Annotated in this window: 14 protein-coding genes and 4 tRNA genes; 17 read left to right on the top strand and 1 reads right to left on the bottom strand. The window is 47.3% G+C overall.

The features are described from left to right. The first annotated feature begins 271 nt into the window (after window positions 1-271). From AC0L4K_RS16340 to AC0L4K_RS16265, 16 genes are all read left to right on the top strand, one after another. Window positions 272-1531, top strand: a complete 1260-nt coding sequence (locus AC0L4K_RS16340) for a cytochrome P450 (protein ID WP_473267197.1) — start codon at window positions 272-274, stop codon at window positions 1529-1531. A gap of 1 nt (window position 1532) precedes the next feature. After that, complete coding sequence (locus AC0L4K_RS16335) at window positions 1533-2447, top strand: lysophospholipid acyltransferase family protein (protein WP_473267196.1); 915 nt, start codon at window positions 1533-1535, stop codon at window positions 2445-2447. A gap of 87 nt (window positions 2448-2534) precedes the next feature. Continuing rightward, window positions 2535-3026, top strand: a complete 492-nt coding sequence (locus tag AC0L4K_RS16330) for a CinA family protein (RefSeq protein ID WP_473267195.1) — start codon at window positions 2535-2537, stop codon at window positions 3024-3026. Window positions 3027-3123: 97 nt separating this feature from the next. Then, the gene (gene recA, locus AC0L4K_RS16325) at window positions 3124-4167 is read left to right on the top strand and encodes a recombinase RecA (protein WP_417223699.1); all 1044 of its coding nucleotides are present in this window, start codon (window positions 3124-3126) and stop codon (window positions 4165-4167) included. A gap of 116 nt (window positions 4168-4283) precedes the next feature. Next, on the top strand, window positions 4284-4748 hold the full coding sequence (locus AC0L4K_RS16320; protein WP_473267194.1) for a regulatory protein RecX: 465 nt from the start codon (window positions 4284-4286) through the stop codon (window positions 4746-4748). A 214-nt stretch (window positions 4749-4962) separates the two neighbouring features. Further along, window positions 4963-7515 carry an alanine--tRNA ligase gene (gene alaS, locus AC0L4K_RS16315; RefSeq protein ID WP_473269238.1) on the top strand — a complete coding sequence of 851 codons (2553 nt, stop codon included), beginning with the start codon at window positions 4963-4965 and terminating at the stop codon, window positions 7513-7515. A gap of 39 nt (window positions 7516-7554) precedes the next feature. Next, a complete protein-coding gene (locus AC0L4K_RS16310; protein ID WP_417223703.1) occupies window positions 7555-8790 on the top strand; it encodes an aspartate kinase in 1236 nt (411 codons plus the stop codon). 149 nt (window positions 8791-8939) lie between these two features. Further along, a complete protein-coding gene (gene csrA, locus AC0L4K_RS16305; RefSeq protein ID WP_126157485.1) occupies window positions 8940-9122 on the top strand; it encodes a carbon storage regulator CsrA in 183 nt (60 codons plus the stop codon). Between the two features lie 67 nt (window positions 9123-9189). Beyond that, a tRNA-Ser gene (locus AC0L4K_RS16300) sits at window positions 9190-9279 on the top strand. Window positions 9280-9283: 4 nt separating this feature from the next. Continuing rightward, window positions 9284-9360: transfer RNA gene (locus AC0L4K_RS16295), tRNA-Arg, on the top strand. A 68-nt stretch (window positions 9361-9428) separates the two neighbouring features. Beyond that, window positions 9429-9505 (top strand) — tRNA-Arg (locus tag AC0L4K_RS16290). 65 nt (window positions 9506-9570) lie between these two features. Then, a tRNA-Arg gene (locus AC0L4K_RS16285) sits at window positions 9571-9647 on the top strand. 418 nt (window positions 9648-10065) lie between these two features. Further along, window positions 10066-11523 carry a tRNA uracil 4-sulfurtransferase ThiI gene (gene thiI / locus AC0L4K_RS16280; protein WP_473267193.1) on the top strand — a complete coding sequence of 486 codons (1458 nt, stop codon included), beginning with the start codon at window positions 10066-10068 and terminating at the stop codon, window positions 11521-11523. Between the two features lie 258 nt (window positions 11524-11781). Beyond that, entirely contained in the window at window positions 11782-12021 is a 240-nt protein-coding gene (locus AC0L4K_RS16275; RefSeq protein WP_417223707.1) for an OadG family protein, read from the top strand. 59 nt (window positions 12022-12080) lie between these two features. Further along, window positions 12081-13859 (top strand): sodium-extruding oxaloacetate decarboxylase subunit alpha, encoded by a 1779-nt coding sequence (gene oadA / locus AC0L4K_RS16270; protein ID WP_473267192.1) that lies wholly within the window; start codon window positions 12081-12083, stop codon window positions 13857-13859. Window positions 13860-13872: 13 nt separating this feature from the next. Beyond that, window positions 13873-15174, top strand: a complete 1302-nt coding sequence (locus tag AC0L4K_RS16265; protein ID WP_417223711.1) for a sodium ion-translocating decarboxylase subunit beta — start codon at window positions 13873-13875, stop codon at window positions 15172-15174. A gap of 136 nt (window positions 15175-15310) precedes the next feature. On the opposite strand, the gene AC0L4K_RS16260 is transcribed toward AC0L4K_RS16265, so the two are convergent. Further along, window positions 15311-16234, bottom strand: a complete 924-nt coding sequence (locus AC0L4K_RS16260) for a histone deacetylase family protein (protein WP_417223712.1) — start codon at window positions 16232-16234, stop codon at window positions 15311-15313. Window positions 16235-16549: 315 nt separating this feature from the next. Between AC0L4K_RS16260 and AC0L4K_RS16255 the strand changes: the two genes are divergently transcribed. After that, complete coding sequence (locus AC0L4K_RS16255; RefSeq protein WP_417223714.1) at window positions 16550-18175, top strand: response regulator; 1626 nt, start codon at window positions 16550-16552, stop codon at window positions 18173-18175. Window positions 18176-18214 lie beyond the last annotated feature (39 nt).

Here is an 18214-nt window from a genome sequence, read left to right as displayed (position 1 = left end):
AACTACAATCTTTGTGACGCATTTGTCATATATTAGCGACTAGTGTAATAAGTTGTTTTGTTGTATATGTTTCCAGCAGAGAAAGCTGATTTCCTTGATAATTAACTGTTTTGGTCGATAAATAAACATGAAAACACCTGAAAGGCCGTCGTTATTTGTGCCAGTAAACGTATTGCGGGCAAAGTCATCGAAGCTTTTATTATGTCGGCTACCAGCCTTTCATCAGAATATGCTATCACTCTGGTCTGATAAGGCTTATAGAGCTAGAAAAATGTCATTCAAACTGCTTAATCAGGAGTATATTCTTTGTAACTCGCCTGACACCGTGCGGCGTGTATTTCTTGATCGTCATGATATTTATGATAAAAAAAGCCCACAAATGAGACATGCTCTAAGGCCTTTGCTTGGAGATGGTTTGTTTGTCAGTGATGGCGCGCTTTGGAAGGCGCGTCGTAAAGCATGCTCACCTCCTTTTGAAAGTTCATATTTAGCTGATTTTGCTGCCATTATGTCGGCCTCATCTGTTGAAGTGTCGGAACGGTGGGAGGCGCTGCCGGAGGGGGCCACCGTTGATGTGCTGAATGAGATGGCACGGCTGACAGCACAGATTATTGGTCGTACTGTTTTTGGTGATGATGTATCAGATAATGATGCTGCCAAGGTTGTGAATGGTTTTACAGAATATCAACATACTATTAATCAGCTTGATTATGCGGATACCTTTGGTCTTCCTTTTCTTCGGCGCTTGGGTAATCCATTTAAACGTAAAAAAGCAGCTAAGGCTGCTGCTGAGGTCCATCAGGTTATCGATCAGATTATTGAGCGTTATAAGCATGGTAATAAGCCTGACCGTTTGACATTGTTATCGGTGCTGTTAGATGGGGATATGTCCTCTTCAGGACGAAGTGGTTGTCCTATGGGCGCTGAGGCAGCTAGGAATGAAGCGATTGTGATGTTTATGGCGGGGCATGAGACAACAGCTAACGCCTTGGCTTGGAGCTGGTATTTACTTGATGGTTGTGAGCGATCACGTCGCAAAATGTATGATGAGATTGATAGCGTCCTTCAGGGGCGAACGCCGACCCTAGATGATGTTGCTAATTTGCCTTTTACGCGGGCAGTATTTGAAGAGTCGTTAAGGCTTTACCCACCGGTTCCGTTACTCAGTCGTGAGGCTCGTAGTGATGATGAGATTCGTGGCAGCAAAGTTAAAAAAGGCACTATTATGTTGGCATTACCCTGGTTGTTGCATCGGCATGAGCTGGAGTGGGAAAACCCTAATGCATTCTACCCTGAGCGGTTTATGCCGGGTAATCCGCGACCCGATAAGTTTCTCTATATTCCTTTCAGTGTCGGCCATCGAGTTTGTTTGGGATTACGTTTTGGTTTAACTGAAGGTATTTTATGTTTGGCAACGTTGGCGCAGCGTTTTGAGTTAAGGCTACCCGAGAATCATCAGGTAGAGATTGAGTGTCGATTAACACTGCGGCCTAAAGGTGGTTTGCCAATGGTGCTGAGTAAAAGGAGCTAATATGGGAGACACTGAACTGTCCTTTAAACAACGTTCGGAATTGTTGTTAGCTCGTCTGCTTCGGTTTATGCCGATTGATGTCGCTTCAGCTATAGGCGCTTGGCTGGGGCGTCGAAGTGCCTACAAAGCGATTAGATTAAAAAGGAAATGGGTGGGGCGGCTGCACAATAATTTCGAGAAGTTGGAGGGGCTGACTGATCCAGTGGCAAGAGAGGCAAGGATCGTCGAGCATATTGAACATATCGGGCGCGTGTACGGAGAATACCCGGTGCTGCACAAAATTGCTGCTGAGCGGTTAACAGTTCGCGGCAGTGAGCATCTTGCTAATATTGATGGTCCGATCATCTGTGTGAGTGCGCATACCGGGCATTGGGAGCTAATGGCTGAAGTGATGCGTCGTCACGGAATTATGGGGGCGGTGTTATATGACCCTATTCCTAATAAGGCTCGGCTGCAGCAGGCATTAAAAATTCGAAAATATTTTTGTCCGGAAGATACGGGTAATCGCCACATTCCGGCATCACCAACGGCTGCGAGGGAATTGCTAAGTTGGCTAAAATCTGGGCGTGGATTGTTACTCTATATCGACGAAGAAAAAGATGGTTTTGTCTGGTCTCCTGCATTGGGTAGAGAATTACCGTTTCAGGGCAATAGGGTGATGGCGGCTAAGCTTGCGGTTAAACATAATGTACCACTTATCCCTATTCATATTCAGCGAAAGGACGGTGCTAACTATGAGGCTATTATCGAAACACCAATTGTTGCGGCAGATAGTTCAAGTCGTATAGCGGCTACCGAAGATGTTGCTTTACAGTTGAACGGCATATTAGAGCAGTGGGTTAAGGAAGATATCAGTCATTGGTATTGGCTGGCTCAGTTGAATTTGGATAAGCCTTTCCCGAAGAAGGGATCGTGAAAAAGAAATATCACTTGTTTGCATAAGTCGGGATGAGGGAATGTCTTCTGGTCATGTCGTGTTTGGTCAATCAGTTTAGGGCAGTCAATGGATACACAACAGCAAGTTAAAGTTTTGGCACAATTAGCTCAGGATAAGCAGGTCAGAGTTGCCACTGCTGAATCCTGTACCGGTGGTTGGGTCGCGCAGGAGATTACCGCGCTAGCCGGCAGCTCTGACTGGTTTGAGTGTGGCTTTGTGACCTATAGTAATGAAGCTAAGACTCAGATGTTGGGGGTGCCGTCAGAATTGTTTGTAACTGATGGTGCGGTCAGTGAGGCTGTTGTTATAGCGATGGCTGAAGGAGCCGTGGCAAACAGTTTGGCAAGCTTAAGTGTGTCGATCAGTGGCGTGGCTGGTCCCGGTGGTGGAACGTCGGAGAAACCGGTGGGTACTGTTTGGATCGGCTGGTATCTTGAAGGTGGTGTTGTTGATGCACGCTGTTTTCAGTTTGCCGGTGATCGCCATGCGGTGCGCTCCTCTGCGGTAACTGAAGCTTTAAAAGGGCTTATAAAACAATTAAGTAAAAGCACTGTATAAAAAAACATATTTTTTCCTTGCAAACGGAAGCCGCTATGTTAATAATGCTGGTCAAACATACAGTATTTTAACTGCGCTGCAGAGATAGGTCATTACAATGGATGCAAACAGACAGAAAGCACTTGATGCTGCCCTGAGTCAGATTGAACGTCAATTTGGTAAAGGTGCCGTTATGAAGATGGGGGATCACCCCCGGGAAGCGATTCCTGCAATCTCGACAGGCTCGCTCGGGCTAGATATTGCATTAGGCATAGGTGGTTTACCCACTGGCCGTATTGTCGAAATCTATGGGCCAGAATCATCCGGTAAGACAACACTGACGCTACAGGTTATTGCTGAAGCCCAAAAAATGGGTAAAACCTGTGCCTTTATCGATGCGGAGCATGCACTAGACCCAGGTTACGCGGAAAAGCTCGGCGTTAATGTCGATGATATGCTGGTGTCTCAGCCGGATACTGGTGAGCAAGCATTAGAAATCACCGATATGCTGGTACGCTCTAACGCGGTGGATGTATTGGTCATTGACTCTGTTGCTGCGTTGACGCCGAAGGCGGAAATTGAAGGCGAGATGGGCGACTCTCATATGGGGTTGCAGGCACGTTTGATGTCTCAGGCATTGCGTAAGCTGACGGGTAACGTGAAGAATGCCAATACTTTGGTTATTTTCATTAACCAAATTCGTATGAAAATTGGTGTTATGTTTGGTTCTCCAGAAACCACAACCGGTGGTAATGCACTTAAATTCTATGCCTCTGTTCGTTTAGATATTCGTCGTATTGGTGCTGTGAAGCAGGGCGATGAAATCGTTGGTAATGAGACCCGTGTGAAAGTGGTTAAGAATAAGGTGTCGCCACCCTTCCGGGAAGCTGAATTCCAGATCATGTATGGTTTAGGCATTTATCACATGGGTGAAGTGATAGATCTTGGCGTTAAGCATGGTTTTGTTGATAAGTCTGGTGCTTGGTATGCTTATCAAGGTACTAAGATTGGTCAGGGGAAGGCGAATGCAGCGAAATACTTGGAAGAGCATCCAGAGATTGCCGTAGAAGTTGAGACCGCTATCCGTGAAAAGCTGTTGGTCGTACCTGCTCCTAAAGAGAAAGACGAAAAAAAAGCCGCTGAGCCTCAGTTAGATCTGTAATGGTTTGTGTGCTATTTAATTAAGGAGCCTTTGGGCTCCTTTTTTGGTTGCTAGTTTTTTGGTCGTGGTTATATTGCTGCAACTTGTTAGAGATGGGCTGCTTGAGATAGATAAAGATGAAAGTATTTGAAACGTCAGCAGATGCAAAAAATGCGGCCATTGGTTTGCTCGCCAGACGGGAGCATTCTCGAAAAGAGTTGTGGGATAAGTTGTCGGCGCGTTGCGAATCAGTAGATCTTGATGCAGTGCTTGATGAGCTTATGGCTAAGGGGTATCAGTCAGATCAGCGTTTTACCGAAAGCTTTATACGTATGCGCGTAGGACAGGGGCAAGGGTTGATTAAAATTCGCTTCGAATTGCAACGTAAAGGCGTCGATAGTGAGTTGATCTCGAGCTCTTTTGAGGCGGCCGATATCGACTGGTTTGAATTGGCGGCCGATATGTATCAGCGAAAATACCGTACCGTACTGGATGTGACTGACTTCAAAGAAAGGGCTAAAAGAATGCGTTTTATGTCTCAGCGAGGGTTTACGGCTGGGCAGATAAACTTCGCAATCGAAGCCGCGTCCGAACATGACTAGCGTGAAATTCTGCTAGCGCCACCGCAAAACCTCCTCGTTGTTGTCTTTCTCGAAAATGTGTCAGAAGGAAAAATATTCGTAGATTTAATCGTCTCGTTATATACTACTTCGCCATTTTTGTAATGATTTTTGTGTCTGTTTCTAAGTTTTTGTTTTGTATCGGAAACAGTGGTGTAACGGTTAGGTATTGCGAGCGATTAAAGCTATGAAAAATATGACAAGTGCTGAACTGCGTCAGGCCTTTCTGGGATATTTTCAATCTCAGGGGCATGAAATTGTTGAAAGTAGTTCACTGATTCCAGCGAATGACCCAACCCTGATGTTCACCAATGCGGGTATGGTGCAGTTTAAAGATGTTTTCCTTGGTAGCGATAAGCGTTCTTATAACCGAGCCACCAGTAGTCAGCGCTGTGTCCGTGCCGGGGGTAAGCATAACGACCTAGATAATGTTGGTTATACTGCGCGCCACCATACCTTTTTTGAAATGTTGGGTAATTTTAGTTTTGGTGACTACTTTAAGCGTGATGCGATCCGCTTTGCGTGGTACTTCTTGACAGAAATTCTTGAACTACCGAAAGAAAAACTCTGGGTCACTGTGCATATCTCTGATGATGAAGCAGAGAAGATCTGGAAGGACGAAATGGGTATCGATCCGGATCGCTTTTCTAAGCTAGATGAAGATAACTTCTGGTCAATGGGCGATACCGGACCCTGTGGTCCATCCAGTGAGATCTTTTATGATCACGGCGCTGATGTTTGGGGTGGGCCTCCGGGTAGCCCTGAAGAAGATGGCGATCGTTATATTGAGATCTGGAACCTAGTCTTTATGCAGTTCAACCGTTCTGCGGATGGCTCTATGGCGCCGTTGCCTAAGCCGTCTGTTGATACAGGTATGGGGCTTGAGCGTATTGCTGCGGTATTGCAGGGCGTGCATTCCAATTATGAAATTGATCTGTTTCAAAATTTATTAAAAGCAGCCTCGGTTGCTGTTGGTTGTAAAGAAACGGATACGCAATCGTTGCGAGTGATTGCCGATCATATTCGTAGCTGTGCGTTTTTGATTTGTGATGATGTTATCCCCTCGAATGAAGGAGCAGGTTATGTGCTGCGGCGGATTATCCGTCGGGCCGTACGCCATGGTAATAAGTTAGGCGCAAGCGGTGCCTTCTTCCATACGCTGGTGGCCGCATTGGTTACTGAGATGGGTGATGCTTACCCAGAGCTGAAAGAAAAGCAGGTTCAGGTTGAGCGCATATTGTTAAAAGAAGAAGAGCAGTTTGCTAAAACGTTGGATCATGGTCTGCGTTTATTGGAAGAGGTGATTGCCGGGCTGAATGGTACCGAGATTCCCGGTGAAACCGTTTTCAAACTGTATGACACCTATGGCTTCCCCGTTGATTTAACCGCCGATGTCGCTCGTGAGCGCCAGTTGACAGTCGATATGGATGGTTTTGACCAAGCGATGGAAGATCAGCGTAATCGTGCCCGTGCGGCGGGTAAGTTTAATGTTGATTATAACGATGCGCTGCACCTTGAAGGGCAGACCGAATTTACCGGTTATAACCAACTAGACGGCACTGCCAAAGTGGTGGCGTTGTTCTGTGATGGTGAGCCGGTTGAACAGTTGAAATCAGGTGATAACGGCATGGTCGTGCTGGATCAGACGCCGTTTTATGGCGAATCTGGCGGACAGGTCGGCGATACTGGCGTGTTAACAGCTGCCGGCGTTGAGTTCCGAGTGGAAGATTGTACTAAAGAATCGAAAAACCATCTGCATCACGGTGTGCTGGTGAGTGGTAGCCTGACCGTGGGTGATACAGTGACCCCTCAGGTGGATGAAGCAAAACGTCGTGCGACGGCTGTAAACCACTCGGCGACTCATATCTTGCATGAAGCGTTACGTCAGGTGCTCGGTGATCACGTACAGCAAAAAGGTTCGCTCTGTGATGCGGATCGGTTGCGGTTTGATTTCTCTCACTTTGAGGCGGTCAAGGCTGAAGAATTGAAGCAGATCGAGCAGATTTGTAATGAGCAGATTCGTCTGAATAGCCTGGTTCAAACCGATATTATGGATCTTGAAACAGCGAAGCAGACTGGCGCAGCGGCACTCTTTGGTGAAAAGTATGAGGATACTGTTCGGGTATTAACCATGGGCGACGGTTTTTCCGTTGAGCTTTGTGGTGGTACCCACGCTACTCGTACCGGTGATATTGCGTTACTGAAGATTGTCTCAGAAGGTGGTATTGCTGCGGGGGTGCGGCGTATTGAAGCGGTCACGGGTGCTAAAGCATTGGCATATATTGATCAGACTGCTGCGCAGTTGGAGGTAAAACTTCAGGAGCAAGCTGATAAGAATCGTCAGTTGGAAAAAGAACTGGAGCAGATGAAGACTCAGCTTGCCGCTGCTAAAGGCGCGGATCTGCTGGGTAATGCGGTTGACGTCAAAGGTGTTAAAGTTCTTGCGGAAAAATTAGAGGGTGTCGATCCTAAAGCACTGCGCGATACCATTGATCAGTTAAAAAATAAGCTGGGGAGTGGTGTGGTTGTTTTGGCCACCGTTGTTGACGGTAAAGTCAGCTTGGCAGCCGGTGTGACTAAAGATCTGACCGGTCAGGTGAAAGCCGGTGACCTAGTGCGTAACTTAACAGCGGCGCTGGGTGGTAAAGGGGGCGGTCGTCCTGACTTTGCCCAAGGTGGTGGTACTGATGCCGAGGCGTTGCCTGCGGTGCTTGCTACGGTTCAGCAGTTAGTCGAACAAAATTTGTAATGATAGCAGCCGTGAGGCTGATAAAGGGAACAGATAAGTATGGCCCTATATGTACAGAAGTATGGAGGCACCTCGGTCGGTACCGTTGAGCGTATTCAAGGGGTAGCCGATAAGGTCAAAAAGTTCCGCGAAGCAGGGCACGATATTGTTGTGGTTGTGTCTGCGATGAGTGGGGAAACAAACCGCTTAATTGGTCTAGCCAGTGAAATTCAGACGCAGCCTACGCCTCGAGAAATGGATGTGTTGTTATCGACTGGAGAGCAGGTCACCATTGCGTTGCTGTGTATGGCGTTGCAAGCGCGGGGTGTGAGTGCCCGCTCCTATACGGGTGGCCAGGTTAAAATTTTAACTGATGACGTGCATATGAAAGCGCGGATTCAGAATATTGAAGTCGATGCCGTACGTGCAGACCTGCAACAGGGCCGAGTGGTGGTTGTGGCTGGTTTTCAGGGCGTCGATCCGGACGGCAATATTACGACGTTAGGGCGTGGTGGGTCTGATACCACCGGTGTCGCGCTTGCGGCGGCGCTTAAAGCGGATGAATGTCAGATCTATACGGACGTAGATGGCGTATACACTACTGACCCTAGGGTGGTAGAAGGTGCGCGTCGTATGGATAAGATCACCTTTGAAGAGATGCTGGAAATGGCCAGCCTCGGGTCGAAGGTGCTGCAGATTCGTTCAGTTGAGTTTGCGGGTAAATATAATGTGCCACTCCGGGTTCTGCATAGTATTGAGGATGGCCCGGGCACGCTTATAACAACAGAGGAAGACAATACAGTGGAAAAACCGGTCATCTCAGGGATTGCATTTAACCGCGATGAAGCGAAGCTGACAGTTCTGGGTGTACCAGATATTCCAGGTGTTGCTTCTCGTATTCTGGGGCCTATTAGTCGGGCAAATATTGAAGTCGATATGATTCTTCAGAATGTTGCGGCGGATAATACAACGGACTTTACATTTACGGTTCACCGTAATGACTTTGCTGCCGCGCAGGAGATTCTTCAGAAGGTGCAAGAAGAGTTAGGTGCGCGTGAGGTTAGTGGGAACAATAAGATCGCTAAAGTGTCTATTGTTGGTGTGGGTATGCGTTCTCATTCAGGTGTCGCCAGCAAGATGTTCGATACACTCGCGGGTGACAATATCAATATTCAGATGATATCAACGTCTGAAATTAAGGTTTCTGTCGTCATTGCTGAAAAATATCTCGAGCTAGCGGTGCGTGGTTTGCACTCTGCTTTCGATCTAGACGCGGCTGATACAGTTAGCGAATAAACTTAACGGCAGTGGTCTATAGTTAGGCTACTGTTGAACAAATATAATGTTTAACGCAAGGTCACCCTGCGGCAACCCATTGTTTGTAATGACGCAAACAGGAGAGGTCAGGTCTGTAGTACTTGTCTGTTAAATAAGGAGATTTATCTATGCTTATACTTACACGCCGTGTTGGTGAAACCTTAATGGTTGGTGATGACGTTACCGTGACTGTTTTAGGTGTTAAAGGAAACCAAGTTCGCATTGGTGTTAACGCGCCTAAGGACATTTCTGTTCATCGTGAAGAGATCTATCAGCGTATTCAGAAAGAAAAAGAGCAGGAAAGTGAATAATCGCGATTTTATAGGATTAGCGCTTTTCTTTTGAAAATCAATCTTGTATTATACGCGCCGTTGTCAAGGTGAGATGGCCGAGTGGCTGAAGGCGCGCCCCTGCTAAGGGCGTATAGGGGAAACTCTATCGAGGGTTCGAATCCCTCTCTCACCGCCATTTAGCGCCCGTAGCTCAGCTGGATAGAGTACCTGGCTACGAACCAGGCGGTCGCACGTTCGAATCGTGCCGGGCGCACCACTTCTTTATGATTATTTATAATCTTATCGAAATGGTCAATAAATGGTCAATACAACTTTTTTAGGTAAGCGCCCGTAGCTCAGCTGGATAGAGTACCTGGCTACGAACCAGGCGGTCGCACGTTCGAATCGTGCCGGGCGCACCACCTAAATAAATGTGTATGTTTAAACTGCTTGATTGTTTCATCTGCTTAAAAATATTACCTGATACGCGCCCGTAGCTCAGCTGGATAGAGTACCTGGCTACGAACCAGGCGGTCGCACGTTCGAATCGTGCCGGGCGCACCAGCTAATATATTTTTTCAAATAAGGCTTGATTGGTTTTGAAGTACGAATTGTAAATAATTCGTACAGATACTGTCTAAGTTCTTCCTTAATGATTCTATCGCTTTTAAGTTTTCATCGTATTATCAGATTCTAAATCGCTTCTATAAAAGACTATCCAGAATTGTTCATTTTGTGTTTTTCATAAAGACACTTATCTTATCAATATCTCCTGTATTTCATTTCTGTACTTTTCTAAAGATAAAGGTGTGGCCCTGTAATATTGCCGCTGAATAGGCTCTTAGGCGTTTTTGTTTTCTCTATGGCCGTTAACGGTAGCACTCATTTGCGATATCAGAGGTAAACATCACTGTATGAATTTTGTCCCCTCCTCGCAGCAATGTATAATGGCCGGCCTTTTAACCCTGCGCAGATGTAAACCATGAAATTTATTGTCAAACTCTTTCCTGAAATCACGATCAAGAGCAAGCCTGTTCGTAAGCGCTTTATCCAGCGTCTGCAATCGAATCTGCAGGTGACACTGAAGCGTATCGATAATGATATTAAAGTGCGGGGTTTATGGGATCGGGTTGAAGTTGAGTTGCCATCTGCCGATGCAGAGCTGAGAGCACAGGCCATTGAGTTGATGACCTGTACACCGGGGATTCAGCACATCCTTGAAGTGGATCAATACCCACTGGGTGAATTTGAAGATGTATTTCAGATTGCTAAGTCAGTCTATGCTGAGCAGGTTAAAGGAAAAACCTTTGTTGTGCGCATCAAGCGGGGCGGCAAGCATAGTTTTAAATCCGTTGATTTGGAACGCTATATTGGCGGCGGTTTGCTGCAGCATTGCGATACTAAAGGTGTCGACCTTCACAATCCAGAGGTGACTGTGAAGCTGGAGATACGCGATGAGCACCTGTTTTTGATCTCTCATCAGCATAAAGGTTTGGGTGGCTATCCTTTAGGCACTCAAGAGGATGTCATTTCACTGATTTCTGGTGGTTTCGATTCAGTGGTTGCCAGTTATATGACCATGCGTCGAGGTAGTAAGACCCACTTTCTGTTTTTTAATTTGGGTGGTCGGGCTCATGAGATTGGTGTAAAGCAGATTGCACTCTATCTGTGGCAGAAATATGGCAGTGCTTCTCGGGTTAAGTTTATCTCAGTACCATTTGATGAGGTGGTGGGTGATATACTGCAGAACGTACATCACACGCATATGGGCGTGATTTTAAAACGGATGATGATGAGGGCTGCTGAAAAAGTCGCGGACCGTATGAAGTTGCCTGCGCTGGTAACCGGCGAAAGTATTGCTCAGGTCTCAAGTCAGACCCTGGTTAATCTTCAGGTGATCGATTCAGTCACCTCTAAGCTTGTCGTGCGACCGCTGATCACCATGGATAAGCAGGATATTATCGATATCACCAAAACTATCGGCGCTTATGATTTTGCTAAAAATATCCCTGAATATTGTGGTGTTATTTCCGATCGTCCAACGACAAATGCTAAGATGGAGCGTATCGAAGAGGAAGAGGCCAATTTTGATTACGACGTGTTAACTCAAGCGTTAGACAATACTCAGGTCATTACTATCGATAAGATTGTCGAAGATATTAATGTGCATACCACGATCGAGGCGTTAACCCGGGTTGGTGAGCACCAAAAGATAATCGATATTCGTCATAGCCGTGAGCAAGAACGCAAACCGTTGAATATGCCAAAGGCTGAAGTGTTGTTGATTCCCTTCTTTGACCTTGAAACAAAATTTCAAGAATTGGATCAAGGCCATGAATACCTGCTTTACTGTGATAAGGGTGTAATGAGCCAGATGCATGCCCAGAACCTACAGGATAAGGGTTATCAGAACGTAAAAGTCTATCGTCCTGAAGGTTAAAAAGGTAAAAGCTGAAGTGCGTTAATTGGCGTATTTTCGATGTTTTTTGTAGTTTATTTACAGACGTTTGCGGCAGTTTTTATACGCTAATTATTCTTTAAGCAGTTGCCTGAAACGCATAATTCAGGTTTAATTGTTGACCGTTTATTAACTGTTCATCTGTTCTGTTGCAACCGGATCCTCTCTTCCGAGGACGAGATGCGGCCACAAGCCGGCAACGGACATATGGGTTTCGTACAAAGAAGGAGCACCCGTTAGATGGATAATCTAATGTCAGAAGGCCTGAGTTTGATGGTCTTTGGTATGGGATTCGTTTTCGTATTCCTGACCCTGTTGGTTTTCGCGACAGGCTTTATGTCGAAGCTGGTGACCAAGATTGCACCTGAGGCGCCACCTCAGCCTGCAAAAGCAAAGCCAGCAGCTGTTGCAGCCGCCGCAGGAAATGATGAGCTGATCGCAGTAATGACTGCCGCAGTGCATCAGTTCCGCAAGCATTGAGTTGCAGCCAAAACCAAATATTTATTTAAAGAGCATTAATCGACAAAAGGCCTATACCCATGTCTGATAAAAAACCTCTTGGCATTACCGATGTAGTACTTCGGGACGCGCATCAGTCTCTGTTTGCTACCCGCATGCGCATTGACGACATGCTGCCAATCGCTGAGAAACTGGATAAAGTTGGTTTCTGGTCCCTAGAAAGCTGGGGTGGAGCTACCTTTGATTCCTGCATTCGTTATATCGGCGAAGATCCTTGGGATCGTATCCGCGAACTCAAAAAAGCTATGCCGAATACCCAGCAGCAGATGCTACTGCGTGGTCAAAACCTGTTGGGTTACCGTCACTATGCAGACGATGTAGTCAGTAAGTTTGTTGAGCGTGCCGCTACTAACGGTGTTGATGTATTCCGTATCTTTGATGCGATGAACGATCCACGTAACTTAGAAACCGCCATTAAAGCGGTTAAACAAAGTGGCAAGCACGCACAGGGCACCATCTCTTATACTAAGAGTGTTGTACACACCATTGATATGTGGGTTGAGTACGCTAAAACACTGGAAGATATGGGTGCTGAATCCATCGCGATTAAGGATATGTCCGGTATCCTGACACCTTATGATGCCTTTGATCTTGTGTCTCGCTTGAAAGCACAAACCGACCTTGAAGTTCAGTTGCACGCGCATGCGACGTCTGGTTTGTCTGACATGACGATTTTGAAAGCGGTTGAAGCGGGTATTGACCGGGTCGATACGGCTATTTCCTCAATGTCTATGACTTATGGTCATACAGCAACTGAATCGGTGGTTGCAGCCTTGGCTGGAACTGACCGTGATACGGGTCTTGACCTGTTGCAACTGGAAGAGATCGCAGCTTACTTCCGTGAAGTACGCAAAAAATACGCTAAATTTGAAGGCTCTTTACGCGGCACTGATTCCCGTATTCTAGTCGCTCAGGTACCCGGTGGTATGCTGACCAATATGGAAAGCCAGCTACGTGAACAGGGCGCATCTGACAAGTTCGATGAGGTGTTAGCTGAGATTCCACGGGTACGTGAAGACCTTGGTTTGATTCCACTGGTTACTCCGACGTCACAGATCGTGGGTACACAGGCGGTCATCAACGTCCTGATGGGCGAGCGTTACAAAACCATCTCTAAAGAAGTTCAGGGGATTCTTAAGGGTGAGTATGGCGCAGCGCCAGCACCTTACAATGCAGAACTGCAGGCTCGCGTACTTGAAGGTGGCGAAGCCATCACTTGTCGTCCGGCTGATCTGCTTGAATCCGAAATGGACAAGTTGGTAACAGAGTTGAAGGCGTTGGCGACTGAGAAAGGTGTTAGCCTAGCCGCCGGTGAGAACGAAATTGATGATGTTCTAACCTATGCGCTGTTCCCACAAATTGGTCTTAAATTCCTTGAAAATCGCGGTAACCCTGACGCATTTGAACCCGCACCTACATTAGAGGACGCCCTAGCAATGGCTGCACCTAAGAATACTGGTCCACAGACTTACACTATTAATGTTAATGGTCAGAACTACGTTGTTCAGGTTTCTGAAGGCGGCGATATCACCGCCGCAGCACCAGCAGCGGCGCCTGCGGCTGCAGTAGCACCGGCAGCAGGCCCTGTAGAGTCTGTTCCTGCTCCACTGGCTGGTAACATCTGGAAAGTAATTGTTTCTCCAGGTCAGACAGTTCAAGAAGGTGATGTGTTAGTGATTCTGGAAGCGATGAAGATGGAAACCGAGATTCGAGCAGCACGTGCCGGTTCTGTTTCTACTATCGATGTTAAAGAAGGCGACACTGTACAGGTTGGTGACAGTCTGCTGACTCTGGTGTAAGGGCGGATTCTAAATGGATAAGCTAATGGACCTCTGGCACGCGTCAGGGGTATACAATGTGACGCCAGGTCAGGTCTTTATGATTCTGATCGGCCTGTTACTTTTGTTTCTTGCGATTCGTAAGAACTTTGAGCCTTTACTGTTAGTGCCGATTGGTTTCGGTGGCATCATGGCCAATATCCCGGAAGCGGGTTTGGCGATGTCTGCAGTTGAGAATGCCATCCATCTGGGTGGCCCTGAAATGTTGCAGACCTTAGCTGCTGCCTTGAATATTGGTAGTGCCGAGCCGGAAGCGGTAACGCACGCCTATCATGCAGCGGATGCAGCTACCCATACAGCAGCGGTTTATGCGGCAAACGATCATGGCTTTAATAACGGTATGTTGTATAACTTCTATACCGTTGCGATTGCTTCAGGTGCCGCACCTCTGCTGATCTTTATGGGCGTAGGCGCGATGACCGATTTTGGTCCGTTGCTGGCGAATCCAAAAACATTGTTCCTTGGCGCTGCAGCACAGTTTGGTATTTTTGCCACCGTGCTAGGGGCCGTAAGTCTGACGACTTTGGGGGTCATGGATTTCACCATTCAGGATGCTGCGGCAATCGGTATTATCGGTGGTGCGGATGGCCCGACGGCGATCTATGTGGCGTCTTTGCTGGCACCTGATCTGCTCGGTGCGATAGCGGTAGCGGCCTACTCCTATATGGCATTGGTGCCTATGATTCAGCCGCCGATTATGCGTGCGCTGACCACTGAAGCCGAACGTAAGATTGCCATGGTTCAGTTGCGGCATATCTCTAAGCCTGAAAAGATCATGTTCCCTATCGTATTGTTGATTTTGGTTGCCTTGTTGCTACCGGATGCGGCACCACTATTGGGTATGTTCTGTTTCGGTAACCTGATGCGAGAGTGTGGTGTGGTTGATCGTTTGAGCGATACGGCTCAGAACGCTTTGATTAACATCGTGACCATTTTCTTAGGCTTGTCAGTCGGTTCTAAACTGTCTGCGGATAAGTTCCTTGATCTGCAAACCTTGGGTATTCTGTTGTTGGGTGTTGTTGCATTCGGTATCGGTACTGCCTGCGGTGTACTGATGGCGAAGATTATGAACAAAATGGCCGGTGGTAATTCAATCAATCCATTGATTGGTTCTGCTGGGGTATCTGCGGTGCCGATGGCTGCGCGGGTGTCCAATAAGCTGGGTCTTGAGGCTAACTCTCAAAACTTCTTGTTGATGCATGCGATGGGACCGAACGTAGCCGGTGTTATCGGTTCAGCGGTGGCTGCAGGTGTGATGATCAAATTCGTAGGCTAGACCTTCGATACTAAAAAAACCGCCTCCGGGCGGTTTTTTTGTTTTTAGACTAAGTCGTTTGAAGTGATTTGGAGTGAATTAGGCGCTGGGTTTACTCGATGTTGTCTGTTAGCCCGCCGGAACGGGCTGTGGTGCGTTAATATCCGGCTAACACTTCTAAGTGTGCCTGTACGCTAAACGCCAGTGAGACAGGGTTGTAGCCGCCCTCAAGCACGGAGACGATTCGCCCACCGCAGGTGGTACGGGCAGCATCCATTAATAATTGGGTCGCCCAGCGGAAGTCCTCTTCCGTCAGGTTGAGGTCGGCCATGGGGTCTTCATGGTGAGCATCGAAGCCTGCGGAGATAAACAGAATATCGGGCTTATGCTGTTGTATGGCCGGCAGCCAGACCTTTTCTAATTTTTCACGGAAAACTGACGCCCGGGTGTGGGCTTCGATAGGGCAGTTGACGATATTGTCCCGTTGGATATCGGCATAGCGTTCTGGATAGTAGGGGTGCTGAAAGGTCGAGCATACTAATACTTCAGGCTTATCTTTGAAAATATCGACTGTGCCATTACAGTGATGTACATCAAAATCGACAATGGCCACCCGGTTAACATTGGGTTGCAGCAACGCATGCATAGCACCGATGGCAACATTGTTAAAAAAACAAAACCCCATGGCTGCATTGTGTTCAGCATGGTGGCCGGGCGGGCGTACGGAGCAAAAAGCATTATCGACTTTTTCTGCGAGTACCTGGTTAGTCGCTAAAATAGCAGAACCCGCCGCGAGGCTAGCGGCATGTAAGGAATCAGGGCACAACGCGGTATCTTCGTCGGCGTAGAACACGCCTTCTACCGGCACTTTCATTTCTAGCCGTTTTTGGTGCAGATTAGCATGGGCCAGTTGGATCTGCTCAGGGGTCACATGAACTGACTCCATCTGTTTTAGATGCTCAATCAACCCGGTCTTCTGCAGAACTTTTTGAATCGCCAGTAGGCGAATAGGGCTATCTGGGTGTTCCGGCCCCATATTGTGCAGACCATGGTCAAGATGAGTAATAAATGCAGTAGTCATATCTGATCAGATTCTTTTATTTATATTTAGTTTACTGGAATAACACTGTGGCAGCGCTTAGTCAAAAGTTGTAGGTAATAAATATCGAACCCGGTCTACCGTTGATCTATGTCAGTACCTTGTTGCCCGGAAGACTATATTATTCTTTCCACAGCATAGAACTGTATTTAGCACCGAGTGTTTCACCCTACACCCGGTGCTTTTTTTGTCTGCATGAAACAGATCCCGTTTTGGTATGTTTTCCCTTTCTCCTTGGGCACGTGGCTCTTATACTTGACTGAACTCAGTTTTAAGACAAGGTAAGCCGTGGCCGCTGTGCGTAACAACTCAACCGATATCCGGATCGACTATACGGACAAGCATGTTCTGTTAATCGACAGCAGCGGTAATATGCGGGCAACGATCTACTATATGTTGCGCGAGCTGGGTATCGGCAATGTTAAAGCCGTGACCATCAATGACAAGATTATTCCGTTTATCGCGCAAAACGATTTTGATGTCATTCTGTTGGGGCATAACGCGAGTGATAGTGTCACGGGAATTGAAATCTTGGAAGAGGCACGCTTTCGTGGCTACATCAAACCGAGTGCTGCTTGGGTGTGTATGACCAGTGATTCATCCCAAGAAGTGGTGCTCCACGCCATTGATAGTCACCCCGATGACCTGATTACCAAGCCGTTTTCGATAGAAGAACTGAAATACCGACTCGACCATATTATGCGTCGCAAACAGGCATTGCGGCCCGTGGATCTGGCGATCGAGTCTGGCGCACGTTATCAGGCCCTACAGATCTGCGAAGCGTTGATCGATCGGCAGCACCCGGAATATAACCACCTGCAAAAAGTACGCGGTACTCTGCTGCTGGATCTCGGAGAATATGAGAAGGCGCGTGAGCTTCTTGATGGTATTTATTGGGAATCTCGGGATAAAGAGGCAGGGCTTTATCTCTGTCGCGCCTATTGCGGTTTAGATGATCTGACCGCCGCAGAACAATTACTGCAAGAGTTGATTAGTGATAACCCTTTGTTGATCGCCGCTTATGATCTGTTAGCTGAAGTCCATGAGAAAATGGGAGACTTGGTACAGGCCCGTGAAACACTCAAAGAAGCGACTACCCGCGCACCTTTAGGGATACCGCGGCAGATGGAGTTAGGACGGGTTGCGATTCAGACTCAGGAGCTGGATCTGGCCAAAGGAGCCTATCGACGTTCGATTTCGTTAGGTAAGCACAGTTGTTATCGTTCCGCTGAACCCTATCTCAAGCTGGCTAATCTACGGCGTATGGAAGTCAAAAGTAGTGATGATAATACCCAAGAGCAGATCGAGCGAGAGGTTGATGGGCTGCTGATTAGTGCCCGTAAACAGTTTCCCACGGACAGAGAAGCTGAGGTGCGGTCATTTCTTATTCGTAGTCAGATGGCTGAAGATCTTGATGATGATAACGAAAAGGAACGTTTTCTACGGGATGCCAAACTGATTAATCGTGAGTTAGATAATCCCATTGATATCGACCGTGAACTGTTAGTGATGTCGGGTGAGGCGTTGCCGGTGCTGGAGAAAGTTCAACCCGTGACTGCACAGCAGGATGCTCAGGTTAAGCAGCTCAATCCGGATATGAGTGATAAAGCCAATCGGCTGGGTATTAAACACTACCTATCGGGCAAGATCGGGCTGGCGATCAAATCGTTCGGTGCAGCGGTAGATTTCGATTTTAATAATAAAGCAGCGGTTTTAAATCTAGCTCAACTGTTTCTCGAAACCGCCCGTGATGGCACTGACCGTCGTGAAGGGCGACTGAAGATGGTCGATCGTTATCTTAATCTGGTCGAGCATGCTGTCATGGCGCCTGATCTGGATAATAAGAAACGCTTGCTGCAAAAGTACCGAGCTACTCCTTTGGCTGAACTTCCTCCTTCCTCCCTCGGCCCGCTGCTAAAGTAGTTTGTTGATAGCGCTGATATCGCCCGTTCAATCACCAGG

This window comes from Amphritea sp. GJ51-11 (assembly GCF_055808735.1).
The sequence above is the reverse complement of the archived record's forward strand: the minus strand, read 5'-3'. Positions and strand labels throughout refer to the sequence as shown.